This window comes from Dactylosporangium sp. NPDC000555, from assembly GCF_040300025.1.
Lineage (GTDB): Bacteria > Actinomycetota > Actinomycetes > Mycobacteriales > Micromonosporaceae > Dactylosporangium.
The window spans coordinates 68,950-94,163 of record NZ_JBEPDB010000017.1 but is presented as its reverse complement, the minus strand read 5'-3'; the positions used below and the strand labels follow the sequence as shown (position 1 = coordinate 94,163).

General features: G+C 70.2%; 30 protein-coding genes. 22 read left to right on the top strand and 8 right to left on the bottom strand.

Annotated elements, in window-relative coordinates; all coding sequences use genetic code 11:
- The first annotated feature begins 22 nt into the window (after window positions 1–22).
- Window positions 23–877 carry an EamA family transporter gene (locus ABT297_RS14015; RefSeq protein ID WP_350548669.1) on the top strand — a complete coding sequence of 285 codons (855 nt, stop codon included), beginning with the start codon at window positions 23–25 and terminating at the stop codon, window positions 875–877.
- Between the two features lie 12 nt (window positions 878–889).
- Here ABT297_RS14015 and ABT297_RS14010 read toward each other — a convergent pair whose 3' ends face one another.
- The 3 genes from ABT297_RS14010 to ABT297_RS14000 all read right to left on the bottom strand — a co-directional run bounded on the left by ABT297_RS14010 (window position 890) and on the right by ABT297_RS14000 (window position 2,881).
- Window positions 890–1,606 carry a hypothetical protein gene (locus ABT297_RS14010; protein WP_350548667.1) on the bottom strand — a complete coding sequence of 239 codons (717 nt, stop codon included), beginning with the start codon at window positions 1,604–1,606 and terminating at the stop codon, window positions 890–892.
- Window positions 1,607–1,717: 111 nt separating this feature from the next.
- A complete protein-coding gene (locus tag ABT297_RS14005; protein WP_350548665.1) occupies window positions 1,718–2,125 on the bottom strand; it encodes a helix-turn-helix domain-containing protein in 408 nt (135 codons plus the stop codon).
- A gap of 195 nt (window positions 2,126–2,320) precedes the next feature.
- The gene (locus ABT297_RS14000; RefSeq protein WP_350548663.1) at window positions 2,321–2,881 is read right to left on the bottom strand and encodes a CGNR zinc finger domain-containing protein; all 561 of its coding nucleotides are present in this window, start codon (window positions 2,879–2,881) and stop codon (window positions 2,321–2,323) included.
- A gap of 152 nt (window positions 2,882–3,033) precedes the next feature.
- Here ABT297_RS14000 and ABT297_RS13995 point away from each other — a divergent pair, with 152 nt between their 5' ends.
- The 5 genes from ABT297_RS13995 (at window position 3,034) to ABT297_RS13975 (ending at window position 6,252) form a co-directional block, all read left to right on the top strand.
- Window positions 3,034–3,486, top strand: a complete 453-nt coding sequence (locus tag ABT297_RS13995; protein WP_350548661.1) for a VOC family protein — start codon at window positions 3,034–3,036, stop codon at window positions 3,484–3,486.
- 143 nt (window positions 3,487–3,629) lie between these two features.
- The gene (locus tag ABT297_RS13990) at window positions 3,630–4,448 is read left to right on the top strand and encodes a pyridoxamine 5'-phosphate oxidase family protein (protein WP_350548659.1); all 819 of its coding nucleotides are present in this window, start codon (window positions 3,630–3,632) and stop codon (window positions 4,446–4,448) included.
- Window positions 4,449–4,462: 14 nt separating this feature from the next.
- Window positions 4,463–4,654: a ferredoxin gene (locus tag ABT297_RS13985; protein WP_350548657.1), complete on the top strand. Its 192-nt coding sequence runs from the start codon at window positions 4,463–4,465 to the stop codon at window positions 4,652–4,654.
- 3 nt (window positions 4,655–4,657) lie between these two features.
- Window positions 4,658–5,800 carry an NAD(P)/FAD-dependent oxidoreductase gene (locus tag ABT297_RS13980; protein ID WP_350548655.1) on the top strand — a complete coding sequence of 381 codons (1,143 nt, stop codon included), beginning with the start codon at window positions 4,658–4,660 and terminating at the stop codon, window positions 5,798–5,800.
- Window positions 5,797–6,252, top strand: coding sequence for a nuclear transport factor 2 family protein (locus tag ABT297_RS13975; protein ID WP_350548653.1), 456 nt, complete (start codon window positions 5,797–5,799; stop codon window positions 6,250–6,252). Before ABT297_RS13980 ends, ABT297_RS13975 begins: the two co-directional genes overlap by 4 nt.
- Before the next feature lie 117 nt (window positions 6,253–6,369).
- Here ABT297_RS13975 and ABT297_RS13970 read toward each other — a convergent pair whose 3' ends face one another.
- Window positions 6,370–6,981 (bottom strand): CueP family metal-binding protein, encoded by a 612-nt coding sequence (locus ABT297_RS13970; RefSeq protein WP_350548651.1) that lies wholly within the window; start codon window positions 6,979–6,981, stop codon window positions 6,370–6,372.
- A gap of 287 nt (window positions 6,982–7,268) precedes the next feature.
- Between ABT297_RS13970 and ABT297_RS43135 the strand changes: the two genes are divergently transcribed.
- Window positions 7,269–7,460, top strand: coding sequence for a hypothetical protein (locus tag ABT297_RS43135; protein WP_502885568.1), 192 nt, complete (start codon window positions 7,269–7,271; stop codon window positions 7,458–7,460).
- On the opposite strand, the gene ABT297_RS13960 is transcribed toward ABT297_RS43135, so the two are convergent.
- A complete protein-coding gene (locus tag ABT297_RS13960) occupies window positions 7,448–10,192 on the bottom strand; it encodes a BTAD domain-containing putative transcriptional regulator (RefSeq protein WP_350548649.1) in 2,745 nt (914 codons plus the stop codon). The genes ABT297_RS43135 and ABT297_RS13960 overlap by 13 nt on opposite strands.
- A gap of 187 nt (window positions 10,193–10,379) precedes the next feature.
- Here ABT297_RS13960 and ABT297_RS13955 point away from each other — a divergent pair, with 187 nt between their 5' ends.
- Window positions 10,380–10,814, top strand: a complete 435-nt coding sequence (locus ABT297_RS13955; RefSeq protein ID WP_350548647.1) for a hypothetical protein — start codon at window positions 10,380–10,382, stop codon at window positions 10,812–10,814.
- Window positions 10,815–10,915: 101 nt separating this feature from the next.
- On the opposite strand, the gene ABT297_RS13950 is transcribed toward ABT297_RS13955, so the two are convergent.
- Window positions 10,916–11,113, bottom strand: a complete 198-nt coding sequence (locus ABT297_RS13950; RefSeq protein ID WP_350548645.1) for a hypothetical protein — start codon at window positions 11,111–11,113, stop codon at window positions 10,916–10,918.
- Between the two features lie 54 nt (window positions 11,114–11,167).
- Between ABT297_RS13950 and ABT297_RS13945 the strand changes: the two genes are divergently transcribed.
- From ABT297_RS13945 to ABT297_RS13925, 5 genes are read left to right on the top strand one after another with little or no spacing between them, the layout of a single operon-like run.
- Window positions 11,168–11,707: an RNA polymerase sigma factor gene (locus tag ABT297_RS13945; RefSeq protein ID WP_350548643.1), complete on the top strand. Its 540-nt coding sequence runs from the start codon at window positions 11,168–11,170 to the stop codon at window positions 11,705–11,707.
- 13 nt (window positions 11,708–11,720) lie between these two features.
- Entirely contained in the window at window positions 11,721–12,542 is an 822-nt protein-coding gene (locus ABT297_RS13940) for a hypothetical protein (RefSeq protein ID WP_350548641.1), read from the top strand.
- On the top strand, window positions 12,539–13,396 hold the full coding sequence (locus ABT297_RS13935; RefSeq protein ID WP_350548639.1) for an ATP-binding cassette domain-containing protein: 858 nt from the start codon (window positions 12,539–12,541) through the stop codon (window positions 13,394–13,396). The genes ABT297_RS13940 and ABT297_RS13935 overlap by 4 nt, the downstream gene beginning before the upstream one ends.
- Window positions 13,393–14,148: a hypothetical protein gene (locus tag ABT297_RS13930; protein WP_350548637.1), complete on the top strand. Its 756-nt coding sequence runs from the start codon at window positions 13,393–13,395 to the stop codon at window positions 14,146–14,148. Before ABT297_RS13935 ends, ABT297_RS13930 begins: the two co-directional genes overlap by 4 nt.
- An 8-nt stretch (window positions 14,149–14,156) precedes the next feature.
- Entirely contained in the window at window positions 14,157–14,789 is a 633-nt protein-coding gene (locus ABT297_RS13925) for a hypothetical protein (RefSeq protein WP_350548635.1), read from the top strand.
- A gap of 128 nt (window positions 14,790–14,917) precedes the next feature.
- Here the strand turns inward: ABT297_RS13925 and ABT297_RS13920 are convergent, their stop codons facing one another.
- Both ABT297_RS13920 and ABT297_RS13915 read right to left on the bottom strand, forming a co-directional pair.
- Window positions 14,918–15,535, bottom strand: a complete 618-nt coding sequence (locus tag ABT297_RS13920; RefSeq protein WP_350548633.1) for a TetR/AcrR family transcriptional regulator — start codon at window positions 15,533–15,535, stop codon at window positions 14,918–14,920.
- Between the two features lie 66 nt (window positions 15,536–15,601).
- On the bottom strand, window positions 15,602–17,032 hold the full coding sequence (locus tag ABT297_RS13915) for an MFS transporter (protein ID WP_350548631.1): 1,431 nt from the start codon (window positions 17,030–17,032) through the stop codon (window positions 15,602–15,604).
- A gap of 235 nt (window positions 17,033–17,267) precedes the next feature.
- On the opposite strand from ABT297_RS13915, the gene ABT297_RS13910 reads away from it, so the two are divergent.
- From ABT297_RS13910 to ABT297_RS13870, 9 genes are all read left to right on the top strand, one after another.
- Window positions 17,268–17,438, top strand: a complete 171-nt coding sequence (locus ABT297_RS13910; RefSeq protein WP_350548629.1) for a hypothetical protein — start codon at window positions 17,268–17,270, stop codon at window positions 17,436–17,438.
- 217 nt (window positions 17,439–17,655) lie between these two features.
- Complete coding sequence (locus ABT297_RS13905) at window positions 17,656–18,138, top strand: helix-turn-helix domain-containing protein (RefSeq protein WP_350548627.1); 483 nt, start codon at window positions 17,656–17,658, stop codon at window positions 18,136–18,138.
- A gap of 5 nt (window positions 18,139–18,143) precedes the next feature.
- Window positions 18,144–18,605: a phosphotransferase family protein gene (locus ABT297_RS13900; RefSeq protein WP_350548625.1), complete on the top strand. Its 462-nt coding sequence runs from the start codon at window positions 18,144–18,146 to the stop codon at window positions 18,603–18,605.
- Window positions 18,602–18,730 (top strand): hypothetical protein, encoded by a 129-nt coding sequence (locus ABT297_RS13895; RefSeq protein ID WP_350548623.1) that lies wholly within the window; start codon window positions 18,602–18,604, stop codon window positions 18,728–18,730. Before ABT297_RS13900 ends, ABT297_RS13895 begins: the two co-directional genes overlap by 4 nt.
- Before the next feature lie 1,748 nt (window positions 18,731–20,478).
- Complete coding sequence (locus ABT297_RS13890) at window positions 20,479–21,126, top strand: GOLPH3/VPS74 family protein (protein ID WP_350548621.1); 648 nt, start codon at window positions 20,479–20,481, stop codon at window positions 21,124–21,126.
- 133 nt (window positions 21,127–21,259) lie between these two features.
- The gene (locus tag ABT297_RS13885) at window positions 21,260–22,804 is read left to right on the top strand and encodes an APC family permease (protein ID WP_350548619.1); all 1,545 of its coding nucleotides are present in this window, start codon (window positions 21,260–21,262) and stop codon (window positions 22,802–22,804) included.
- Between the two features lie 68 nt (window positions 22,805–22,872).
- Window positions 22,873–23,415 carry a GNAT family N-acetyltransferase gene (locus tag ABT297_RS13880; RefSeq protein ID WP_350548617.1) on the top strand — a complete coding sequence of 181 codons (543 nt, stop codon included), beginning with the start codon at window positions 22,873–22,875 and terminating at the stop codon, window positions 23,413–23,415.
- A gap of 299 nt (window positions 23,416–23,714) precedes the next feature.
- Complete coding sequence (locus ABT297_RS13875) at window positions 23,715–24,524, top strand: tetratricopeptide repeat protein (RefSeq protein WP_350548615.1); 810 nt, start codon at window positions 23,715–23,717, stop codon at window positions 24,522–24,524.
- A gap of 76 nt (window positions 24,525–24,600) precedes the next feature.
- Window positions 24,601–24,918, top strand: a complete 318-nt coding sequence (locus ABT297_RS13870; RefSeq protein ID WP_350548613.1) for a hypothetical protein — start codon at window positions 24,601–24,603, stop codon at window positions 24,916–24,918.
- Window positions 24,919–25,214: the final 296 nt, after the last annotated feature.

Below are 25,214 nucleotides of genomic sequence, written 5' to 3'. Positions count from 1 at the left end.
CTGTACCGCCGGTGGTGGCCGGATGACGGCGGCGGTGTTGCTGGCGGTGCTGGTCGCGGCGGTTGTGCACGCCAGCTGGAACGCTGCCGCCCACACGATCGACGACGAGCTGGCCGGCCTGACCCTCGTCGGCGCCGGGCGGGTGGCGTGCGGTCTCACCCTCGCGGTCGCCGTGCCGGCACCGGACCCGGCCTCGTGGCCGTGGCTGGCCGCCTCGGCGGTGCTGCACGTCGTCTACCAGATCCTGCTCGTGCGCTCCTTCGCGCTCGGCGACTTCGGGCAGGTGTACCCGATCGCCCGCGGCACCGCGCCGATCGTGGTGACGCTCGTGGCGACGACCGTCCTCGGCGAACGGCTGCACCCCCTGACCCTCGCCGGGATCGCCGTCACCATGGCCGGGCTGGTCGGGCTCGCGCTGTGGGGCTACCACGCCCGCCGCGCCGACGCCCCGCGATCGTGGCCCGGGATCGTGGCGGCGCTCGGCACGGGGCTCACCATCGCGGCGTACACCGTCGTCGACGGCGTCGGCGTGCGCGCGGCGGTCGCCACCGCCGGCTACGTCGCCTGGCTGATGATCAGCGACGGCATCGCCGTCCCCACCTACGCGACCGTACGCCACGGCACCGCGATCCTCCGCCGGGCCAGACCGGTGGTCGCGAAGGGCCTCATCGCCGGCGCCCTGTCCGTACTCTCCTACGGCCTGATCCTGTGGGCGCAGGCGCACGCGCAGCTGGCACCGGTGGCGGTGCTGCGCGAGTCGAGCATTCTCGTCGGCGCGGCTATCGCCACGTTCTGCTTCCGGGAACGCTTCGGCGCGCCCAGAGCCGTCGCCGCCGGCGTGGTACTCGCCGGCATCACGCTCATCCTGGCCCGCTGACCCCGCGCCCGTTCAGTCTGTCGCGGCGTCGTCGGCCGTGGCGGTCATGGCGATCGTCCGCCAGATGTCAGCGGCGACCTCCGGCATGTTCATCGCCGCCACCCGCTCAGCCAGCGCCGTGAGCCGGGAAAGGGCGTCGCGCTCACCGAGCCGCATCCCGATCCGGCCGTCCAGGGCCTCCAGCATCACCTGGTCCCGGAACGCCATCAGGCTCGTCGCCGCGCGGGCCTCCTTCGCCAGCAGCGCCGCCCGCTCCAGCTCGCCGCGGTGGTACGCCAGCTGCGCCCGCAGATACAGGTGCTCCTGCTGGTGCCGGGCCGTGCCCACCAGCGCCAGCGCCGGCGCGACCGCGTCCAGCAGCGACTGCGCCTCGTCGACCCGCGGCGGTGACGCCTGCAGCGACAGCGAGGTCGCGGCGAGCCGGATGCGGATCCACAGCACCATGTCGTCGCGGGCGTCGATCGCGGCCATCGCCGCGTCGATGAGCGCCCCGGCCCGGGGGTAGTCGCGCTGCCACGTCGCGACGGTCGCCGCTGTCCAGTACGCCTCCGCGGCGAGGGCCCCCCGGTCAGTGGTGAGCCCGTCGCACACCTGCGCACAGAGGCGCGCCGCCTCGGCGATGTCGCCGAGCTCCGCCTCTGCGGATACCAGCATCAGCCGGGCCCGGGTCAGGTCCGACGGCGGCACCATGAACTGGTGCCGCTCGCCCAGGCGCAGCGCCTCCCGCACCGTGTCGCGCGTCGCCGCCGCGTCGCCGAGGTGCCGGTAGCAGCGGGCCAGCTGCAGCCGCGCCTGCGCCTGCAGCGCGGGCCGCTTCAGCTCGTCGCTGATCGCGCACGCCTACACGAGCATGTCGCGCTCCCGCTCGTGCTCGCCGAGGACGCTGTACAGCCGGGCCAGCTCCGACAGGGCGAGCCATCGCGTCGTGGCGTCCGCGCCGGGCGTGCCGTCCAGCGCCGCGGTGAGCAGGTCACGAGCCTCGGCGGCGCGGGTCGCGTCGCTGGACGTGAACACCATGCCGAGCACGTCGGCGAGGTTCGGCCCGGCCAGGTCCTCGAACGCCTCGACCGCCACCCCGAGCGCCTCGGCCAGATACTCCACGGCCCGCGCCGTCGGCTCCCGTGACCCCGACTCCAGCCGGGACAGGTAGGCCGCCGACATGCCCAGGCCGACGAGCTCCGCCTGCGACTTGCCCCGCTCCATTCGAAGCTGGCGAAGCCGCCGGCCGAACTCCGGCTGCTGCAACACGTGAGAGGACCGTCCCTGGGGATCGACGCGGCTATGGTCCATCGGATGGTACCGGTCGCCCCCCGCCGGCCCGGCAACGCCACAACTGATACTTCAGTACCCATATTCCGTACAAGCTGCGAAACCCGTCTATCACGGCCAACGATCGCACGTGGGGTGTCCGTGGGCTGCCTCGTGGGGGCGCGGGGGGACCCGTCAGGTGGTGTCTCGTGTTTTGGCGTAGTGGCGGGCGGCTCGGGCCCGGTTGCCGCAGCCGGCCGAGCACCATTCGCGCCGTGGCGTGTCGCGAACGAAGTAGAGCACGCAACCGGGGCCGTGGCAGGCGCGCAGTTCATGGCGTATTGGACCGGCGAACAGGCTGACGGCGTCTTCGGCCACCGCGGCTAGCGCGGCTGCGGCCGGCCGGCCCAACGAATGTATCGACGCGTGCGGCTCGGGCGTCATGGACAGTTCGCGCCACCGTGGGGTGTCGCGCACATGCTGATTGAGCGTCGCGACCACCTCCGGATCCGGCGTACGGCCCGCTGTCGTCGCGGCGACGAGGGCGCGGATGACGTCCCGGAGTTCTCGGGCGACCTCCAGGTCGCGGTCCGTTACGCCGAGGATGTCAGCGTCGGTGAGCGGGATCGCCAGGCGATGGCGCATGTCGCGTAGCCACGCAGCCAGGTGCTCGACGGTCCGCAAGCCGTCCTTGAGACGACCTCGCACCGCGTACGTGGTGTTGCCGAGCTCGATCGCGGGCGGCTCGCCGAGCAACGGGGCTCCGCCGTCCGTAAGGTCGGTCACACTCACGCTTCTAACGGTACATCGCGCTTGACGCCGTAAGAAACTGCCCCCATATTCTAATGGTCAACTAGCGCTTTATGCGTTAGAAGTGATGGCCAAACAATCCGCCCTGGAGGATTCACATGAGCGCACCCGCTCTGCAAACCGGACACGTCGGCCTGAACGTGACCGACCTGCCGCGTTCCACCGCCTTCTACCGCCGGGTCTTCGGCTTCGACCTCATCGGTGAGCAGACCGACGGCGACCGCAGGTTCGCCTTCCTCGGCCGTGACGGTGCCCTGCTGGTCACACTGTGGCAGCAGAGCGACGGCGCGTTCGCCATCGACCGGCCCGGGCTGCATCACCTGTCCTTCCAGGTACCCGACATCGAGGCGGTCCGCCGCGCCGAGACCACCCTGCGTGAGCTCGGCGCGGAACTGGTCTACGACGGGATCGTCCCGCACGGCGAAGGCGCGTCCTCCGGCGGCGTGTTCTTCACCGACCCGGACGGCATCCGCCTGGAGATCTACGCGCCGGCCGGTGCCGACACCGCACCAGCACCCACACAGGCCGCACCGACCTGCGGCTTCTTCTAGAAAACCCTTCCCGGCCCATCCCGGTCCGGGCCGCTCACCGCGGCCCGGACCGACACGGAAAGGAGTCGCCCATGCTCCATCGAGGCGAACGGGTCGTACAGCGCCGTGCTGGTGTGACTGTCGACGGCTGGGGATCAGCCGGCGTGGGCGCGACCATTCCGCCGGTCGCCGCGGAGTTTCTCGGCCAGCAGCGCCTGGTGGTGATCGCAGCCGCCGACGAAGGTGGGGCGGCATGGGTCAGCGCGCTCACCGGTCCACCCGGGTTTACCGCCGCGCCCGACGACCGCACCGTCATCGTCGACCGACTCCCCGGCGCCGGCGACCCACTCGCCGGCAGGTTCGACACCGAGCAGGACATCGGCATGCTCATGATCGAGCCGGCCAGCCGGAAACGGATGCGGGTCAACGGCCGAGCCCGCGGCGACGGGGAGCGGCTCGTGGTGCGCACCGAACAGGTCTACGCGAACTGCCCCAAGTACATCCAGACCCGTGCCTACGTCGACGACGCACCGCCGGTGACCAAAGCCGTGGCCGCCACCAGCGAACTGACCACCGACCAACAGCGATGGATCGCCGCAGCCGACACGTTCTTCATCGGCACCTACGCGGCGGGGCTCGGGACCGACGCGTCACACCGCGGCGGCAACCCCGGCTTCGTCACGGTGACCGACGGACGCCGGTTGACCTGGCCCGACTACGTCGGCAACTCGATGTACATGACGCTGGGCAACCTCGAGCTCGAGCCGCGCTGCGGGCTGCTGTTCCTCGACTGGGAACACAGCCGCACGCTGCACCTGACCGGCCGTGCCCGCACCGTCCGGGACCCGGACCGGGCCGCCGCGGTGCCCGGCGCGCAGCGGCTGGTCGACTTCGATGTCGGCCAGGTCGTCCAGGTCACCGGCGGCCTCCCACAACGCTGGTCATTCGGCAAGTACTCCCGGTTCAATCCACCCATCAGCTGAAAAGAGCAACCACGATGCGCGTCCGTGTCGACATGAGCCGGTGCGAGACCCATACCCAATGCGTGTTCGCCGCTCCGGAGGTGTTCGCCCTCGACGACGGCGACGAACTCGTCTACGACGCCATGCCCGACGACGCGTCGCGGCCAGCCCTCGAGCAGGCCGCCCGCGCCTGCCCCGTGCAAGCCATCTTCCTGGACGGCAACTGACCGATGCACCGCATCGCCATCGCCGGCGCCGGCCTTGCCGGGCTGACCGCCGCCCAGGAACTGCGCCGCCTCGGCTACGACGGTGACATCAGCATGGTCGGCGCCGAACGCCACCGGCCCTACCGGCGTCCACCACTGTCCAAGGAGTACCTACTCGACCCCGGCGCCGACATCGCCCTCGCCGGCACCGACGACCTCGACGTGACCTGGCTGCTCGGCCACGCCGCCACCGGCCTGGACCTGTCCGGCCAGCGGCTGCACCGAGGCCATCGGTCATCCGTGCCGTTCGACGCTCTGGTCATCGCCACCGGCGCGCGGGCCCGTGCCCTGCCGGGCGTCGGTGACCTGGACGGCGTGCTCACCCTCCGCGGCCTCGACGACGCCCACGCGTTGCGTACCGCACTCACGACCCGTGCCCGCGTGGTCATCGCCGGCGCCGGCTTCCTCGGATCGGAAGTCGCGGCCACGCTGCGCACCCGGGACCTCCCGGTCACCCTGGTGGAATCCGACCACGTACCGCTGCGCCGACCACTCGGCGAACGCATCGGCACGATCATCGCCGACCTGCACCGCGCCCATGGCGTCGACCTGCGCCTCGGCCGCCGCGTCGTCGCCGTCACCGGCACCCGCCGCGTGGAGCAGGTACACCTCGACGACGGCACAGTGCTACCAGCCGACCTGCTGATCGTGGCGCTCGGCGCCGAACCGGAGACCGACTGGCTACGCGGCAGCGGCCTGCGTCTCGACGGCGGCGTCGTCGTCGACGGCCAAGGGCTGGCCGCCCCACAGGTCGCAGCCGCCGGGGACGTCGCCCGCCGGCCGTCCACCCTGCTCGGCGGGGAACTGATCCGGGTGGAGCATTACAGTAACGCCATCGAACAGGGCGCACACGCCGCCCGGGCACTGCTCGGGATCGCCGGCCGTTTCGACGCGATTCCGTCCTTCTGGTGCCACCTGTACGGCCACCGGCTGCAATCCACCGGCTTCACCGGCGCCAGCTACGACCTGCACCTGAGGATCTCCGAACCCGACGGCCGGTTCCTCGCCGAATACCACCACGACGGCCGCGTGGTCGGCGTGGTGGCCGCGGGCTTCCTCCGCCAACTCGCCGCCTACCGGCAACTGCTGACCAAGGAGTACGTATGACCCGCCCGCCCGTCCCGCCCTTCACCGCCGAGACCGCCCGCGCCAAGGTCCAAGCCGCCGAGGACGCCTGGAACACCCGCGATCCGCACCGCGTGGCCCTCGCCTACACACCGGACTCGGCCTGGCGCAACCGCGGCGAGTTCATCACCGGCCGAGACGAGATCGTCGCCTTCCTGACCCGCAAGTGGACCAAGGAACTCGACTACGCGCTCCGCAAAGACCTCTGGGCCTTGACCGACGACCGCATCGCCGTCCGGTTCCAGTACGAGTGGCACGATGCCGACGGGCAATGGTGGCGCAGCTACGGCAACGAACTGTGGGAGTTCGACCCCGACGGGCTGATGCGACGGCGGGAGGCCAGTATCAACGACCTCCAAATCACCGCCGATCAGCGCCGCATCCTCGGACCACGCTCGGACAGCGAGCACAATGTGTCGATTCCGCTCCGCTGACTGTCCCTACCGGCCCGACGCCAACGTGCCCGTACGTCACACACGACGTCGACACCGCTCCGCCTGGCATCTTCGTCGCGGGCCCCCCTCGGCATGGGCCATCCTCGGCGCCGGGCGTCAGGTCAGGCGGAGCGTCGTCAGGCAGGTCGGGGCGTCCGGGGCGGTGGCGATGTCGGTGGTGGCCGTACGGCCATTGTGGGTGATCTGCAGTGTCGCGGTGATGCCGCTCGGCAGCCAGAAGCCGGTGAAGCCGTTCTCGGACGTCTTCGCGGCGCCGTCGACCAGCACCTTGCCCGTCGCGGTGTCGGTGATCCGCACCTGCAGGTCCTGGCCGGTCAGCTCGCCCTGGCAGGTGGTCAGGCTGTGGAAGAAGCACTCGTGGGTGCGGTCGACGTACGGCGCGACGGAGAGGTAGAACAGCCCGGCCGGGATGTCGAGGGCCGTTGTCGCGCCGGTGCGGGTGTCGGTGAGCTGGAGCTGGCTCGGGCGGACCGACGCCCTCAGCGTCTGCGGGCGGTCGGCGACCGGTGCGCGTTCGAGGCGGTCGATGATCCCGCGGGCGTCCAGGCCGGACAGGCCGTGGGCGGCCAGGAACGAGCCGTCCGCCGGGGCGGCGGCCGAGGTACCCGCCGTGGACGCGGCCGGGCCACCGCCGTCGCCGGGCGACGCGCATCCGGCGGCGAACATCGTCGCAAGCGCCGCGAGGACCAGGGCTGTCGTTCGCTTCATGGTTTCGATTATCCGGAGTGCGGTCGGGACCGGAAGGGCCGGAGGGCCCGCCCCGCGCGGACAGCACCCGGCCGGACCCCGGCCGTTCGGCCCGTGCCCCCCGCGCGCCTCGGACCGTCCCCGGCCAGGTGAACGACACCTGTGTAGCGGCGGCCCCTCAGTCCCGAGCGTCCGCCCGTGTCGCCGCACCCGTGCACCTCAGCTTCAACCCGGGCCTCGGTCCAGACCGCCGAGCCCGACGAGTTGTGGGTCGCCCGCGCGGCTCGGGGCTCCTGCGCTGCCGGGGGATGTCGACCTTGCGCGGGACCTTCGACAGCTCGGCCCGCATGCTGCTCGCCCGGCGCGGCTGCACCGCGGTTGCGGTCGTAGCGGCGGGTGGTGCGCGGGTCGGTGCGGCCGGGCAGGTTCTGGACATCGCGGAGGGGAGCGCCGTCGTCGAGAGCGGCGGTGGCGGTCGCGTGGTCGGCTATCGCCGGTGAGGTCGGCGGTCGGCGAGATGGTCGTGCAGCCGGGTGTGGCGGAACTGGTAGTGAGCACCGGCCAGGCGCAGTACGCCGCGCCGGTGGGCGTCCTGCAGGAACCGGTTCAACCGCAGTGGTGTCTGCCCGCGAAGGGCCAGCCAGGCCCGGCTGAGCTGGTAGGTGCCCCAGCACCGGGACAGCGCGGCGGTGAGACCGACAGCGAGCCCGAAGATCGCTCCCGCCGCCAGTCCGAGGCCCAGCGAGATGTGGTGGGCCATCGCCAAACCGCCGATGACGAAACCGGCGAGCGCGTAGCTCGCGGCGCCGACGTACCGGAAGGAAAGCCAGCCAAACAAGGCGGACACACCTCCGGCCGGCAGCGCCCGGTTCAGATGAAAGGGATCCGCGGCCGGGCCGAGGTTGGAGTGGGGCTGACTGACGGATATGGCGAACGCATAGAACAGCCCGATCGACGTGGCCACCGACAACGCGAAGGCCAGCGTGGCGACACGATCCTGCGCGTAGGTCGTCGCCGGACTTGACGCGTAATCCGCCTTCGTCGGGGTCTTCAGCCAGACGTGCAGCCCGGTGCCCAGCCCGAAGGCCATCGCCAGTATCACCACCGGCCCGATCGAGAGCGACCAGAGCAGCCCGATCACGACGCTGATGGCCACCCCGATCACTGCCCGGCCGAGGAAGGCTACGGCTGTGCCTCGGAAGCGGAACTCGACCCTCGATGGTGCTGAGCGTGTGCCCCAGGCTTGGGCGGCGAAACCGCCCGCCGCGGTGGACAGGCCGTAGACCCAGGCTGCGGCGGGGCCACGGGCCAGGAGTCCGACGATCGCGAACAAAGCCGCCGGCGGCAGGCCGAAAACAAGTCCTCGGACGTGACGCGGTATCGCGTGGACCAGGTGCCACCATGCGGAGTCCCGGGTCCGCAGGTTGCGTAGGTGGCAAGCGAGAAACATCAGCCATCGTTGGGCCTGATCCGGACCGTAGCTGCGGACGGTCGAGGGCGGCAGTCCCGGCGGTTGGGGACGCCGGGCGTACACGGCAGGCAGAAACGCACCGAGCAGATGGTCCTCGATCGCGGCTCGATCCCTGAACCGTTGCGGGTCAATCAGCGCGCCCGGGTCGCTCGCGACGTCTCGGTAGGTCGTGCGGGCCAGGTCGACCATCAGCGGGGTCGACAGCGCCTGCGCGAGCGGACCGTCTCGGTGGTGGCGCAGGTGCTCGACGACCGGCTGCCAGCGGGTGTCGCCGGGGAGGCGGCCGGCGGTGAGGAAGGTGACGGCGTCGTCGAGTTCGACGGGTTCGATCTTCACCACCGCGGCGGCGAGGATGTCACCGTGCCGGACCGCGTTCTCGTATTCGGCGGCGCGACACGTCACGACGAGCGGACGGCCGCCGGCAATCGCCTGGTCGATGGCGTCGATCGCGGCGGCGTGTACGCCCGGTGTCATCTCGTCGAGGCCATCGAGCACCGGAATCACCCGGTCCTCGCCCACAAGGCGGGTCGCGGCATCGCGTCCGTAGGCCTTGGCGTTGCCGAGGCCGGGATAATCCTCCAATATTCGGCGGGCCAGCCAGGAGTGCAGGTGTTCCCGGTGGGGATTCCAGGACGACAGCGACAGCAGCACCGGCGTCGGATCGCCCGGCCCGCGATCGGCCAGCAACCCGAGGGTCAGCAGGATCGCCAGCACCGTCTTGCCCGCCCCCGGCTCGCCGAGAACCACCATTTGCCGGGTCGCGAGCCCGCGAAACGTCGTGGCCATGTCGAGGATGTCACCACGCGGCGCCTCACGCTCGCCGGCCACCGGACGGCCCGTGGTCGACCACCGTACCCGTGCTGGTGCCGGTCGGTGCAGCGACCGAATCTCGGCTTCGGCTGTCCACTGCTGTTTCGCGGCGGTGGCCAATGCATCGGTCGCCCGATCGAGCCGAACAGCCGGAGCGGGGTCTTCGACGGAGACAAGCGGCCGTGCACGCGGCTGGGTTAGGCCCGGTTCCGCGGTGAGTATCTGCTTGAACAGGTATTGAGTGTCTGGGCCGGGGTCGGCGCCGAGCTCATCGGCCAGCCGACGGCGCAGCGCTTCATAGTGCTGCAGCGCGTCAGCCTGCCGGCCACAGCGGTACAGGGCGAGCATCACCTGGCCGGCCACGCGTTCATCCAACGGATGCTGTCTCGCTCGCGCCGACAGGCTCGGGAGCAGTTCGGCGTGCCGGCCGCAGCGCAACGCGGCGTCGACGTGGTCGAGTTCGGCAGCCAACCGTTCACCGTCCAACGCGGCGCGCAGACCCGTCGCCCATGGCGTGTCCAACTCGGACATCGGCTCGCCTCGCCACAACCGCAGGGCCTGCTCGAACAATTCGACGGCCTGTTGATCATCGTGCGCGCCCCGTCCCTGGGTGACCAGGGCACTGAACCGATGGACGTCCACGGCCTGGTCGTCGACCGCGAGCAGGTAGCCACCGGAACGGCGGTGCAGGCGAACCTCCTCGCCCGCGGTGCGCAAGGCTGCGCGCAGGCGGGACACATAGTTGTAGACCGTTTCCCGCCCCCTGGCCGGGGCCTGTCCTCCCCAGACCCGGTCGAGCAATTGGTCGACGGTCACGAGGTGATTGGCCTCCACGACCATCACTCCCAGCACCGCCCGCTGCCTGGGGTGCCCCACGTCGACCACGACACCGTCAATCTGAACCTCGACGCCACCCAGAATCCGGAACCGGACTCCCATCACGACTCCCACCCACCGACTCTCCGGCGCCGGTTTTGCCGGCCTGACCTGCGAGTTTTAGGTTCTTCGCACCATTCTCCCATTGTTCGGTGCCGCATCGTGAGTCCCGTTGCGACGGCTGCGAAACCCGACGGGCGACCGTCACGAATCCGAGCACGCCGCAACGTCGAGCGACAATGTCTACAGGGAGGAGCACATCGTGCGAAAGCGCAAAGGCCTATGGGTGGTTGCCGCCACCGTTGCCGGCCTGATCAGCATGCTGGCGTTCACCGCCTCACCAGCGTCCGCCGCAACCACGAGCCGGCGCGACGCCTGCTTCACCGGCGCCTGCGGCAGTGCCACGGTCACGTGGGGGGCGGACTTGTACTCTCCCGCCTACGTGAAAATGTCGGTGAAGGACACCGACTGCGACAATCACGCCGCCGAAATCCGGTTCATCGCCGACCAGAGCCACCTTGGCGCTTCTTACAAGTGGTACGGGCCGTGGCACGTCAACAACAACGGCTGCCACGGTGATTACATCCACGCTGACGGGTACTTCAATCACCAAGACCCGCTGTACGGATTCTGGGTCGAGGTCTGTGTCAAGGACACCTCCCGGTGTGTGACATCGACCGAGGCCTTCTTCTCCTGACCGCCCACACGGCTGCCGCCGCACCCGACACCGGGTGCGGCGACAGTCGGCGAGGTTCACGGCGGTCCGGTGGAGTCCCTGGGGGCGGACCGTCGACGCGCTCAGAACCAGCCTTCCACCGCCGAGATCAGCAACCGTCCGTCACGCTCGTCGACAATCAGGCCCTTCCGGGCACGCAGGCCCTCGGCGAGACGTACCGGATCAGCCTCAGCGAGCAGCAGCAGGAATAATTGCCGCGCCGTCCCGTGAACCGTTCGCCTCGCCCGGTACGACGAACAGTGCATGGATGGGAGCCGCATCGCCCGGCATGTGACTCTTGACCTCGTCGAGCTGCGAGAACCGGGAGGTCACGCATGCTGACGCGACCGCCGGACCCTCGGGAGGACTCCCAGCTTCTCGCGGCGATCATGGATGGCGACCGGGAGGCGTTCGCCGAGCTGTACCGGCGGCATCTGCCGTGGCTGTTGGTACGCCTGGGGCGGCGGTGCTCGTCGCCGGAGCTCGTCGACGAGGTCGTGCAGGACACGTTCGTGGCGGTCTGGCGGTCGGCCGGGCGGTGGAACCGCCGGGGCGAGGTGGCCGCATGGATCTGGGGCATCGGTATCCGCCGCCTGGTCGACGCGCTGCGGCGGGGCCGGCCGCCGGCCGATGAGCTGACCGAGTTCGCCGGCGTCGAGACGTCGGCCGAGGAGCACGTGCTGCTCGCGGTCCAGTACGGCGACGTCGGCGCGGCCCTGGCCAGCCTGTCCCCGGAGCTGCGGGCGGTCGTACAGGCGACGGTCCTGGACGGGCTGACCACGCGGGAGGCCGCCCGGCTGCTGGGCATCCCGCCGGGCACGGTCAAGACACGGATGATGCGCGCCCGTGCTCAGCTGCGGGAGCGCCTGGCATGACGGGGAGGATGGGATGACCGTCTGGCACCTGGAACCGGAGGCGATCCGCCGGTATGCGCAGGGCGCCGCCCCGCCGGACCTGGCCGCGTCGGCCGAGGCACACCTGATGAAGTGCGCGACCTGCCGGGACGCGATCGCGTCGCACGTCGATACCCGGCGGGTCGAGGCGATCTGGCACGAGGTGGTCGACCGGGTCGACACCCCCCGGCCGAGTTGGCCCGAACGGGTGCTGGCCCGGCTCGGCGTCGGCGAGGCGACGGCGCGTCTCATCGCCGCGACGCCGACCCTGCGGGGACCGTGGCTGCTGGGGGTCGCGGGCGTACTCGCGCTCTCCGTCTGGGCGGCTCAGGTCGACGAGCGCTTCCTGCGGATGTTTCTCGTGGCCGCTCCGCTCGGGCCGCTGGCCGGGGTCGCGGTGGCCTTCGCGGGCGGCCTCGACCCGACCCGGGAGATCGGGCTGGCCACGCCGTACTCGGGACTGCGATTGCTGTTGATCCGCACGGCCGCGGTCCTGGCGGTCACGGTGCCGATCGTGACCGCGGCCGGGCTCGCGCTACCCGGCTCCCACCGGCTGGCCGCCGCGTGGCTCCTGCCCACCGCCGGGCTCACCTGCGTCGCGCTGGCGCTGACGGCCCGGATGACACCGGTTGTCGCCGTCGGCATCGTGGCCACGGCCTGGGTGCTGGTGACCGCCCCGACTGCCATGGCCGGCCACCTGGACCTCGCCCTCGGCGTCGGCGCCCAGATCTTCTGGCTCGCCGTGGCCGTCGGCGGCGGCCTGTGGCTCGCCGTCACCCGCAACACCATCACGATCAAACTCGGGAGCAGTGCATGACTGTACGCGTGCAGAGCGCGACGAGATCCTTCGGCCGCACGACGGCGCTGGACAGCGTCGACCTCGACGCCGGCGAAGGGGTGACCGGCCTGCTGGGACCGAACGGCGCCGGCAAGACGACCCTGCTCCGGATCATCGCCACCGTCCTGGCGCCGGACCGGGGTACGGTGACCCTGCTGGGCCGTGATCCGTCGCGCCCCGGCGACCGGACCTGGATCCGCGAGCGCCTGGGCTACCTGCCGCAGGAAGCCGGCTTCCACCGGGGGTTCACCGTCTTCGAGTTCATCGACTACGTGGCGATCCTGAAGCAGATGACCGACCGGCGGGCCCGGCACGACGAGGTCCGCCGGGTCATCGAGCTGACCGGGCTGGCGTCGGTCAGCGCCAAGCGGATCCGGGCCCTCTCCGGCGGCATGAGCCGGCGGGTCGGGTTGGCCCAAGCCCTGCTGGGCGAGCCCGACCTGCTCCTCCTCGACGAGCCGACGGTCGGCCTCGATCCCGAGCAGCGGCTGCGGTTCCGGGAGATGATCTCGCACGCCGGCGAGGGGCGCACGGTGGTCATGTCCAGCCACCAGACCGAGGACATCGCCGCCCTGTGCACCCGGATCGCCGTGTTCCATCAGGGCCGGGTCCGATTCACCGGTACGCCCAACGAGCTGACCGCGCAGGCCGCGGGCCGCGTGTGGGCCGACACGCGGCGCTCGCCCGCCGCCCTCGCCGCGTGGCGCACCGGCGACGGCACCTTCCGCAACGTGGGCGACCCGCCGGCCGGCGCCGAGCTGATCGCACCCTCGCTGGAGGACGCGTACCTCCTGCTCATGGGCGAACCCGATCTGGAGGTCACCCACTCATGAGCACCGCCATCCTGATCGGCCGGGAGGCCCGCCGCCTCGCCCGGCACCCCGTGCTGTGGCTGGTACCGGTCGTCGCCGCCGTGACCGCCGCCGCCGACTCGGCCAGCGACGGCCGCAACGCCGACTACTGGTACGGCACCATCTTCATCGCCGTCGCGTTCTTCGGGCCGATCATCGTCCTCTTCGCGGCGAACCTGGTCGCCAGCGGCGCCCGCCGCAGCCGGGCCGAGGAGATGCTGAGTGTCACCCCGATTTCGGACACGCGCCGGACCTGGGCGATGAGCCTGGGCATCGCGCTGCCTCTGGCCGGCATCGGCGCCGTAGCGGCGGCGGCCATGGCCGCCATCGGCAGCCTCAACGACATCCCGGCCAAGGACCTGATGAACGCCGGCGAGCTGGCCCAGCTTCCGCTCGTCATCGCCGGCGCCGGGCTGCTCGGCGTTCTCGCCGCCCGCTGGCTGCCCTTCGCCGGCGGCGTGCTGATCACCTTCGTGGTCGCGACGCTGGGCGGTCTCGTCGCGTTCCGCCGCTTCGACGGCGGCGCCTGGTGGATGTGGTGGACGACCGGGATGACGTTCGAGGGCTGGGTGCCGGGGCCGGGCCGGCCGTGGCTGCACGTCGCGTACCTGACCGGGCTCTGCGCGTGCGCCGCCATCGCCGCCGTGTACCGCTCCCACGGCCGCCGGCTGGTCCTCGTCGGCGGGCCGGTCCTGGCCGCCACCCTCGTCCTCGGCGGGCTCCAGCTGCCATGACACCGTCCGTGGCACGGGAACTGGTCCGCAGCGGCCACCTGGTACGCAGCCTGCGCCTGGCCCCGTTCGCAACGAGTGCCGCCGCCGTCGCCGTGTACCTGCTGGCCCGCCTCGGCGACACGCACGACGCCATCGGCGACCTGCGAGTCCTGGGTCTGCTGCTGGCCCTGGGCAGCGGCTACGCGCTCGACGACAGCGCCGCGATCACGTTGCAGGCCAGCCCGTACGGCCTGGCGCGCCGGCTGTGGCTGCGGATCGCTTGTGCCGTGGCCGTCGTCGTGCCGGTGTGGGCGGCGGTGCTCACGGTCTATCTCCCCTCGGCGCCGGCGGGCGATCGGTGGAGCCTCGGCCTCGGTCTCACGACCGAGTTGGCCGCCACGGTCACCGTGATGTGGGCCGTGGCCGCGTGGGCCCGTCGCCGGGGATTCGACCAGCCCGGCATCATCACCACGCCCGTGCTTCTGGCGTCGCTGCTGCTGGCCACGTCGATGCCACAGGCCCCGATGCTGGTCGGTTTCGGCCGGGAGTGGACGCCCGCTCACCTGCGCTGGTCAGGCATCGCGGTCGCCGCGACTTGGGCGCTCGTGTCCGCGATGCGCGACCCGGCCGCGCGCTGGGCGACCCGCGGGCGACCCCAATAGCGATCGAGATGACAACCGCGCATCTGGATGCGGGCGGTCTGCCCGGACGTTTCGTGGGTACGCCGGGCGTCGTGGGCGGCACCGGTTGAGGACGGTCGAGGGCCTGGACCTGACTTTCGCCTTCTCGGTCAGCCGGCGGAGGTCTCCCGCCCGGTGCGAATGATCGCATCGAGCAGCAGGTCGATGAGCCGGTCGCTGGGATCGTGGTCGGCGGTGGCGTTCTCCCGCGTCCACGCGGCCGAGGTGATCATGGTGAACAGGTCATCGGGGGAGAGGTCGGCGCGCACGTGGCCGCTGCCCTGGGCGCGGCGCAGCAGCTGACCGCAGGACTCGTGCATGGCCACACAGGCGTGATGCAAAGGTGTTCCCTCGTCGTAGCTGCTGGTGGCGAGCAGCCCGACCAGACCGCGGAACGTGCTGCAGTGTGCTACCGCCTGGCGGAACCACAGGGTCAGCGCCGCTGCCGGGTTCTCGGTCTCGGCCAGGGCGTCCGCGCTGGCGCGCAGCTGATCCAGACCGTCGCGCATGGTGGCCTCGATGAGCGCCTCGCGGGTGGGGAAGTGGCCGTAGAGCGTGCCGATCGCCACGCCCGCCGCCCGGGCGATGTCCTCCAGCGAGGCGCTGGTGCCGCCCTCGTCGAAGGCGGTCCGGGCGGCGGCCAGGATGTTGTCGTAGTTGCGGCGACCGTCGGCACGCTGCGGACGCCGCGCCAGCGTGGCGGATCGCGCCGCCGGTGGCGGGCTCACGGCTGGCACGGCGCCGTCGGCCCTGGATTGTTCCGGCCCTGTTCGCGACCCCACATGATGAGTACCTTACTGCGCGTCGGCGGCAGCATCCGTCGTGGCGACACCGGCGGCGGGCTTGCGGGCGCCCGGGCCGAACCAGAACAGCAGCGACAGGATCAGGCTGGCGCCGGCGATGATCGCGCCCCAGGTGAACACCGCGCCGATCCCGGACGCGAACGGCAGCAGCAGCATCGCCAGGCCCAGCGAGCCGCCAATGGTCAGCGAGGCCTGCAACAGACCGGCGGTGATACCGGTGTCGGCCGGGTCGGAGGTGGTCAGCACGATCATGTTGAACGGGGTGACCGCGATGCCGACCCCGACGCCGAGGATGATGATCTGGCCGAACACGTCGGCGAAATAGGTGCTGCCCGGGCCCAGCCGGGCCAGCCAGACGAGCGCCACCACGACCAGGAACATCCCGATCACCCCGCGTATCGGCAGCGATACCCTGGCGATGTACTTGGTCAGCAACTGGGTGGCGGCCAGCAGGGCGAGCCCGAAGGGCAGCAGGGCCAGGCCGGTGTGCAGGGCGTCCAAACCCAGGCCGCTGTGCAGGTACTGGCTCGTGTAGAACAGGAAACCGGTCAGCACCGAGGCCAGCAGCAGCAGATTGACGAAACCGCCGAGGCGGGCGCGGTTCGCGAACACCCGGCCCGGCAGCATCGGCTCGGCCGCGCGTGAGTCGACGGCCAGCAGTGTGCCCAGCAGCACCAGCGCCAGCGGGATGATCGTCCAGCTCGACGCCCAACCGTGATCGGCCGCGTTGACCAGGCCGTACACCGCGGCGGTCAGGGTGGCGGTGACCAGCACCGCACTGGGGATGCCGAGCGAGCGGTCGGCGGTGGTGCCCCGCCCGGTGCCGACCGCGCGCAGTGCGAGGCCGATGATCGCCAGGCCGATCGGCACGTTGATCAGCAGGCTCCAGCGCCAGGAGCCGGTGCTGGTCAGCAGCGCGCCGAGGATCAGGCCGGCCGACGCGCCCAGCGCGGTGACCGTGGAGTAGAAGCCGAACGCGCGCTGCTGGCGTTCGCCGTCGAACAGGATGGCCAGCAGCGCCAACCCGGCCGGGCCGGCCAGCGCGGCACCGGCGCCCTGCAACACCCGGCCGACCAGCAGTACGGGGAAGTTCGGGGCCAGCCCGGCCACCAGCGAGGCCAGCGTGACCAGGCCGATGCCGATCAGGAACAGCCGGCGGTGGCCGAGGACGTCGCCCAGCCGCCCGGCCGCCAGCAGCAGGCCGCCGAACGCCAGGAAGAACCCGTTGAGCACCCACGAGGCCGTCGGGACGTCCAGGCGCAGATCCTGACGCATCGTCGGCAGTGCGACGTTGGCGATCGTTCCGTCGAGCTGCAGCAGGAACTCGGCGCCGACGATGGCCGCCAGCGCGACGGCCCAGGGACTCGACAACGAGCCGTGGTTCGTTGCCGTCGACTTTGTCGACGAGATGTCGGCGCTCACGCCCAACCTCCACGAGAAGCTTAAGTCGAGACAGCCTCGACTTAGGGGCAATATAGCACCGTGCCACTCCGGAGCGGCCGGCTTCCTATGAGTCGGCTTCTATGTGCCGCCGGGAGAGTGAGCGAGGCGCCGCCCGGCACGACTGCGGTGGCGAGCTCAACCGGCTTGCCGGCCAGGGCGCCCCTTTTCCGCGTCAACCGCGCGTGCGGACCGCCACCGCGGCCACCGCCCGGTGGTGGCGCTCGACCACCGGGCCGTCGAGTTGCGGGCCGTCGGTGCCGACGGAGAACAGCTCGCGGTGGTGGTGGGGGAGTACGAGCGCGCCTTCTACGGCGATCAGCTGCTGTCGTTGGCGCCGGTGTTCGAGGCGCATGGTGTGTCGTACGTGGACGAAGTGTGTTGGTGAGTACGAGCTTTCTTGGGTTGTGGCCGATCGATCGGTTTCATGCGCTCTTGATGCAGACGAAATGAGCTCTTGGAGCAAGCGTCCACGCTGGCGGCACGCACGGGAGAGACGAACTACCACTACGGTCTCCCTGGGCGGCAATGACGGGGATTCGCGTCGATGTATTGTGTCCCCGTCGGCTGATAGTCGCAGCTGGTACGGGAAGGAGACGAGGGAGTTGGCGCAGAAGCTTGCCGAGCTGCGGCCTTTCGAGTCACCGCAGCATTACCTCGGCGCTGAACTCCGTTCTTGGCGACTCCTGCGGGGATATTCCCTCGCGCGGCTCGGGTCTGCGGTCCACATCTCCGGCGCGCTGCTGGGCAAGGTCGAAAAGGCCCAGCGTTGGCCGAGCAAGGACCTTGTCGAACGCTGCGACGAAACCCTCAATGCCGCCGGGACGCTCACACGCTTGTACGGGCTGGCCTGCACCGGGTTCCAAGTCGGCGAGGGATTTCGTGGATGTTCCTGTGGCAGTGTGGGACGTGGCGACCAGAGCCCAGTCGTCGCTGCGGACCCCGTGTTGTATTCGGACGCGCTGGCGGTCGTTGTGGACTTCGAGGTCTACCGGCGTCGGCGACTTGACGCCGTGCCTGACGCAATGTCGGCCATGACAGCGCCGGATGTCAGGTCGGCGAGAGTGAGAGGCGACACGAGAAAATGACGTCCATGGCGTTCCAATCGATTGAGCGCGCGCACGTTCAGGTGAGCTCTGCGGTCGAGTTGGGCGCCGGGATGTACAACAACACCTATCGTGTGCAGGTCAGGGGGCGCGACCAGCCGGTGGTCCTGCGGGTCGCGCCGCCTGCCGCGAAGCAGTTCCGCAGCGAGCGGGAGTTGATGCGCAACGAGTACGCCACTGTGCCGTGGCTGACGTCGATCGCGCCGTTGATGCCCCAGGTGGTCGCCGCGGACTGGTCCCACGAGGTGATCGACCGCGACTATCTGGTGCAGACGCTCCTGGACGGCGTTCCGGCGCCTGATCACCTGGGCAGCTATCCGCGCACCACGTGGCCTCATTTTTCCGGCAGTTGGGCGAGATCGCCCGCCAGGTGCATGCCATCCGTGGGCCGCGCTTCGGCCCGGTTGCCGGGCCTGGGTATGCGACGTGGGCGCAGGCGTTGCAGGTGAGCTTCGCCGATATCGCGGCGGACGTGGACAGCGTCGGGCTCGACGCCGCCGATCTGCGGGCGGTTGCTGCGCTGGTCGGCGAGCATAGTACCGTGTTCGACGAGTGCGCACCCGCCAGTCGATAGTCGCGTTCGGGCCGACCGTGCCTCCTTGGCTGTGCGTGCGCTGTCGCTGCCATTGGTGGCCGGTGACCGTAGCCACCTCGTGAACAAGCCGGCCTGCGTCGACGGCCAGCGCCAGCGGTGCCGCGATCTCGGTCATGACGTTGAAGCTCACCCGATCAGTCAGCCGATCGAATTGGGTCCGGAGAATTTGGCGGGCGCGCCGTTCGATCGCATGGAGATCCTGCGCGTGCAGCGCGTTCACGAACAGGCTCCGCACCGGCGCCTGAGCGGGCGGATCCATCGCTTGGACGCTCAGGCTCGCCTGCGGCACAACGACGCCGGTCACGAGCGAACAGTTCATGGTCGCGCAGCACCGCGACGCAGTCCGCATACCGCGTCAGCGCCCAGCACTGCATCGCGTCGTGCCAGAAGATCGGCGAACTGCGCCGGAGCGTGGCGAGAACGGGATATGGATCCGCCAGTGTCGCGGCGTCCAGCGGGTCATAGATCGTCATGGACGGCATCGGGCTCTCTTGTATCCATCCGGGCAATGTGCCAGTGGGCCGTATCAGCCGAGGCCGGCTGTAACCGGCCTCGGCCGGAATCGGAGCTCAGTCGTCGTAGAACATGATCAACCACTCCCGAAAGGTGGACTCGACGACAAGTCCATTCATGCTGAGTGATTCCTGCGGGGCAATGTGGTCTATGCGGACAACCCAGTTGTCCGCATGGCATGGCGGTGCTTGGAGCGCTTTCCCCCGTGGCGGCCAGCCGGTGGTGAGGCAGTCTTCTGTGCTGTGATCGACGGGTGCATGTCTACCCGTCTACCGCTGGTCGTGTTCTTTGCCCGATCTGTGTGGTGATCAAAAGCAAGGCCGAGGAGGTCCGCTCCGTCGTTGGTGCGGAGCACCAGGCTGCTGGGTGTATGCGCCGGTACGCGGTAGTGCCGCGCCCTTTTGTAGCAGCGTTCGCTCGCCGGCGAGGGTCCTGACTGTTGCCGATCGCTGCCCGACACCAGCCAAATCGCGGCTTGTGGCATAGAGCGCCACACGAACCGACGAAAACCGGGGCAGCCGCACTCCGCGGTGGCCGATCCCTCGAGGTGCCGATGCGGACAGGTGCGTTGTCCGCATCCAATGTATCGACGTTCGTCGGCTCAGCGGGGATGGTCATCTGGACGCCGCCGTTGGGTCGCCCGGACCGCACCAGACGTCGTACGGGATACAGCGGCGGCACGCAGTGCGGAGCCTGGGCGGGCCGTGGCCCATTGGGCTTTCGGCAGGTGCATGGTGCGGACGTGCTGGGAGGCATGGTGGACGAACCGACGTCAGTGACGGTGTCAGACCGGATGCTGTCGGCAGTCGGCAGGGCAGTGCGGGAACCGCACGAGGCTGTTCGGAGCGCGACGGATGTGCGCAGCAGAGACGACGTTGCTGTAGGACCTGCAGTCGGCCGGCCGCTCACTGGACCCGTCATCCCGACGGAAACAGGCACGGTCTCAGACGCGCTGGTTCGACGCTGGCGGCAACCAGCGCCCGCGCCGGGCGTCTTCTCGGGTCCTGCGACGCGTTGTGCCCCCCGAACCGCACTTGGACCGGCCGGTCAGCCGGGCTGGGGCTGGCGATAGCACACGGGGGTATCTCGCCGAGCAACCGACGCAACTCTTGCCGGTCGTCGGGGGCGTCCAGCCACGGCCCGGCGCCCCATCAACAGATTCCCGCCGGCGGAAGCAATGCGTGACTGCTGCGCCGGTGGAGAGCGGGATGGCCATGACCACTGCAGGGCGGTCCGCGGAACCGCTTGCGGACGACTTCTTCCGACTGTGTCACGACGACCGTACGGGCGGTCTGCTGCTCGATGATGACGCCGCATATATCGGCCTGGCCTCGGCGTTGCTCGGGGAGTTGGGCTGGGCGGGCAGGATCACCGTGGAGCGTGGACTGCTGATGGTGCTTGACGGGCCGGTGCCCGGCGACGCTCTCGCGCACGCTGTGTTGGACGACATCCGCGGCGAGCGGGAGTTGCGTGATGTGCGGACCTGGCTGACGTATCTGTCGATGGATGGCTACGACCGGGTTGCTCGGCGCCTGGTCGCCGGTAACCATCTGCTGCCGCACGAAGGCCGCCGGCTGCTGCGCCGCTACACCTACTACCTGCCCACGGACGTCAACGACCACGTCTGGCCGCGAGCGAGGCTGGCGACTGGCCTGGGGCAGCGAAGACCACTCGACCCGCGCGACGTGCACCTGCTCGGCATCGCGGACGCGACCGGTCTGCTGCCGCAGATCGCGGACTGGGGTGGTCGGGCGGCGCTCGACTACTTCACCCACCTCTTCCAGCAGGCATACCCGGATGTCCAGGTGCTGATCCAGGAGACCAGAGCCGTGATCGGCAACAAGGTCATGGGCCGCCGCTGAATTTCACCACGGCACCACGCGAGACCCTCCGGCGCTGATCGGCGCCGTCGCCAGGGGAGTCATCACCGGCGCCACGCACCGCGGCCTGCGGCTGGCCCGGTGTACTCCGTCCCCTCACCTCACGGGAGATGTCATGTCCATCGCCACGATGCCGCCGCCCGGCGGCTACGTCAGCAAGGTCGATTCGGCGCTGAACCGCAACAAGCTCACCGTCCTCACCGTGATTCTGATGGTGATCGCCGCCGCGGCGCCGTTCACCGTCATCGGCGGTGGCGCGACAGCGGGCTGGGCCGTCACCGAGGTGCTCGGCATCCCGGTCGCGTACGTCGCCATGGCCGTCACGTTGGGTGTGTTCAGCGTCGGCTACACCGAAATGTCGCGGCACATCGTCAACTCCGGCGCGTTCTACGCCTACGTCGCCCAAGGGCTGGGCCGGATCACCGGTCTCGGCGCCGCCGGCGTCGCCGTCGTGGCCTACAACTTCATGCAGATCGGCCTGTACGGCGGGTTCGGCGCGGTCGCCAGCGGCTTCCTCAAGGACCGCTGGGGCGTGGACTTGGCCTGGTGGTTGGTCGCCGCGATCGGCTGGGCCGTTATCGCGGTGCTCGGCGTGCTCAGCATCGAACTCAGCGGCGCCGTGCTCGGCGTGCTGCTCGGCGCCGAGATCGTCATCGCGCTGGTCTTTGCCGTCGTTGAGGTTCTGCATCCGGCCGGCGGCACGGTCACCTATGACACGCTCAACCCGTCGCAGCTGTTCAGCGCCGGCACCGGCGCCGCGCTCGCCACGGCGGTGGCCGGGTTCGTCGGGTTCGAGTCCACCGCTGTCTACAGCGAGGAGACCCGCAACGCCAAGCGCAACATTCCACGCGCTACGTACCTGTCGCTGATCATCATCGGGCTGCTGTACGCGTTCTGCTCGTGGGCGATGTCCGTCGCCGCCGGCCCAGCCAACATCATCGCGCTGTCCGCCGAGCACGGCTCGGAGACGATGTTCACCCTCGTGGACCCGCACCTGGCGAAGATCTGGCTGGACCTCGGCCACGGCCTGTTCATCACCAGCCTGTTCGCGGCGCTGCTGTCGTTCCACAACACCGCCGCCCGCTACACGTTCTCCCTCGGCCGGGAACGGGTCCTGCCCGGCTGGTTCGGCACCGCCGGACGGCGCTTCCGCGCACCGCTGTGGGGTTCACTCACCCAGTCGCTGCTCGCCATCGCGGTCCTGGCGGTATTCGCCGTCACCGGCCTTGACCCGTTCGTCTACCTGTTCTTCTGGTGGACGGTCACCGGCGGGTTCGGGGTACTCATCCTGATGACCGTCACCTCCCTCGCCGTCGTGGTGTACTTCGTGCGCCACCGCACCGGGGAACTGGCACAGGTCTCGGCGTGGCGACGGTTCATCGCCCCCGTCCTCGGGTTCCTGATCCTGCTCGTCGTGCTGATCGTGACGCTGCAGGAGTTCGACACCCTCCTCGGCGTCACCGCCGACAGCCCATGGCGGTGGATCTTCCCCGCCGCGTTCGCATCCGCCGCGGTCATCGGCGCCGGCTGGGCGGCCATCCTGCGCGCCACCAGGCCGGCCGTCTACCGCGGCATCGGCCAGGGCGCCAGCGCCGATCTCCTCGCCGCGCGATCCGACGGCGGCGCGGCACACCGCGCGGAAACGGCGGCGCCCCGATGACCGGCACCGACCTCCAAACCACCGCGATGCCGGCGATCCGGCAAGCGAGACCGGAGGACTTGCCGGCGGTGATCGCAGTGCTCGCCGCGGCACTGGACGACACCGACATCGCCCGCTGGCTGGTACCCGACCGTGCCGAACGGGCGGACGTCTACCGCCGGTACTTCGCACTGGTCACGCCATGGTTCTTCGACAACGGCACCGTAGACGTCGCCGACGACAGGTCCGGCGCCGCGCTCTGGGCCCGCATCGACGGCAAGTTCGAACCCGACATCGCCGACTACGACCAGGAACTGGCCCACGCCTGCGGCCCGGCGCTCGGCCGGTTCCTCCAGCTCGACGAGGACATGCACGAAGCGCACCCCGCCGGCATGCGGCACGACTACCTCGCATTCCTCGGGGTCGCCCCGGACCGGCAGGGCCACGGCATCGGCAGCCGCCTGCTGCAGGCCCACCACCGCCGCAGCGACCGGGACCGGCTACCGGCATACCTGGAGGCCACCGGACGGCGCAACGCCGCCCTGTACGCCCGCCACGGCTATGCCGAGAACGAACCGTTCCACATCGGTGACGGGCCACCCCTGTACCCCATGCTGCGCCAGCCGCAGTGACCGAAGCCGCGCGCGTCCCCTCCGCATGCGCGGCATCCCTAGGCACCGGCCGGCGTCAGTCGGGATGCCACGGCCCGACCGCGCCGGCCATTCCTGGCGGCCACTGCGGACATGAGGGGATCCGCGGTGGCCGCCACCCCCGACCAACCTGCGTTCTCCCTGGCACAGCGTCACGCCGACCGGAGCTCAAGGCCGCGCCACGACGTCGATCGTGCAAGCGACCGGCAGTCCGCGCCGCTGGGGACCGCCCGCATCGCGCCGAGCAGCTCCACACGCTGCGGACAATCCGGGCCAAGAGCGTGACCGAACACGTTCACATCCCAGAGGGCAAACCGACCAGCACCGCCTCACCGCACGGCCCAGCGGGTCGGGCACTGCGACGCACCGCCGCCAACTACGCCCTGCTCCACCGCGACGTCGGCCGCCACGACCGGGCACTCAATGAACTCACCATCGCCCACGCCGCCCTCCAGCGCTACCAGGGCGCCGCCAACGTCGACACCCTCCACACCGCCGCCGAACTCGCCGCCCTGCTCCACCGGCACGGCCACACGGACGACGCCGGGTACCTGCTCACCCGCAGCATCCACCACGCTCGCGCCGGACTCGCCGCCGACCATCCCTCATCGCCCTGCTCAACGCCGAGTTGCACGACCTCACCGCCCCACCCGGACGACACCACCACGCCGACAGTGAATCCGGCACCGCGCCAGCGCTGGCATTCCGGATCGGGACAGGTGGCGCTGGAGTACATCCGGGCAGTCGCTCGCGGTGACTTCAAGGCCGCGATCCCGCTCGTTGCTCCGAACCAGCGGATGATCCTGGAAGCCATCGCACTCGGACAGGGACCCGGAAGCCTGCCGGCGGTAACCGGCGAAGTGTCGTTGGGTGAGGTGGTCGAGGATGGAGACACGGCTACTGTCTCCATCCTCGGCAAGATGTGCCGTACCGGGCCGGCTTCCGCCGGCTCGACCTCGGCACCGGTCACCGACTGCATCGAGGATCACGATCCGAAGACGAAGTCACCGGTATTCGTTGTGCACCTGGCGAGAGAGGAGAAAACGGGTTGGAAAGTGGTCTTGAATTTCGCCGCAACGGGCAAGCCGTGACATGGCGATGACGACTGGGCAGGACCACACCGGGAGGCCTCGTCCACCACTTTGGGCCTTCGCCTGGTGGGCCGTGGTGGGAGCCCTCATCGGCCTTGGTCTCGCTTCCATTCTCACGATCGGGCTGGTACTTCTGCTGGCGGGTTGTGTGCTCGCCGTGGTCGGGATCCGGCTTGGGCCCCTGCGAAATCATTCGGCAGCCGCCGTTCTGGCCGGTGTCGGCGTGGCGGCGCTCTACCTGGCCTGGCTGAACCGTGGGGGGCCGGGGCGGGTGTGTCAGACCACGGGCACGACCACGTCATGCATAGATGCGTGGAGTCCATGGCCGTTCCTGGTAGTCGCATTGCTGCTCGTCGCCGCCACGGTATTCCTCATCCGCCTCGCAAGGCGCTGAACGCCTGCCTGCCCGTCGCGTTACCTGGGACCGGCTCGTGCTCTCAGCGCGCGCCCGGCAGCCAACCGACGCGGGGCCCCCAGTCGCGGCTGGGCGCCTCGGTTGCCGTCCGGATTAGATGTACGCCGTACACTTGGCCTGGTCGTTTGAGTTGGTGCTGATGCAGGCTTGGGCCCGGTTGTGCGGCGAGTACACCAGCGGCGAGATGGCGTCGCTCAGGTGAAGTTGCCCGACATGGGTATCGCGAGCTTGTGGTAGGCGAACGCGACGGACGGGCCGCGTGTTGCTCGTGAACC

Coding starts and splice junctions, on each gene's coding strand:
- ABT297_RS14015 (WP_350548669.1), top strand. CDS start 23: ATGACGGCGGCGGTGTTGCTGGCGGTGCTGGTCGCGGCGGTTGTGCAC.
- ABT297_RS13995 (WP_350548661.1), top strand. CDS start 3,034: ATGAGCGCACCCGCTCTGCAAACCGGACACGTCGGCCTGAACGTGACC.
- ABT297_RS13985 (WP_350548657.1), top strand. CDS start 4,463: ATGCGCGTCCGTGTCGACATGAGCCGGTGCGAGACCCATACCCAATGC.
- ABT297_RS13980 (WP_350548655.1), top strand. CDS start 4,658: ATGCACCGCATCGCCATCGCCGGCGCCGGCCTTGCCGGGCTGACCGCC.
- ABT297_RS13975 (WP_350548653.1), top strand. CDS start 5,797: ATGACCCGCCCGCCCGTCCCGCCCTTCACCGCCGAGACCGCCCGCGCC.
- ABT297_RS13970 (WP_350548651.1), bottom strand. CDS start 6,981: ATGAAGCGAACGACAGCCCTGGTCCTCGCGGCGCTTGCGACGATGTTC.
- ABT297_RS43135 (WP_502885568.1), top strand. CDS start 7,269: ATGTCGACCTTGCGCGGGACCTTCGACAGCTCGGCCCGCATGCTGCTC.
- ABT297_RS13950 (WP_350548645.1), bottom strand. CDS start 11,113: ATGCGGCTCCCATCCATGCACTGTTCGTCGTACCGGGCGAGGCGAACG.
- ABT297_RS13945 (WP_350548643.1), top strand. CDS start 11,168: ATGCTGACGCGACCGCCGGACCCTCGGGAGGACTCCCAGCTTCTCGCG.
- ABT297_RS13940 (WP_350548641.1), top strand. CDS start 11,721: ATGACCGTCTGGCACCTGGAACCGGAGGCGATCCGCCGGTATGCGCAG.
- ABT297_RS13935 (WP_350548639.1), top strand. CDS start 12,539: ATGACTGTACGCGTGCAGAGCGCGACGAGATCCTTCGGCCGCACGACG.
- ABT297_RS13930 (WP_350548637.1), top strand. CDS start 13,393: ATGAGCACCGCCATCCTGATCGGCCGGGAGGCCCGCCGCCTCGCCCGG.
- ABT297_RS13900 (WP_350548625.1), top strand. CDS start 18,144: ATGGCGTTCCAATCGATTGAGCGCGCGCACGTTCAGGTGAGCTCTGCG.
- ABT297_RS13890 (WP_350548621.1), top strand. CDS start 20,479: ATGACCACTGCAGGGCGGTCCGCGGAACCGCTTGCGGACGACTTCTTC.
- ABT297_RS13885 (WP_350548619.1), top strand. CDS start 21,260: ATGTCCATCGCCACGATGCCGCCGCCCGGCGGCTACGTCAGCAAGGTC.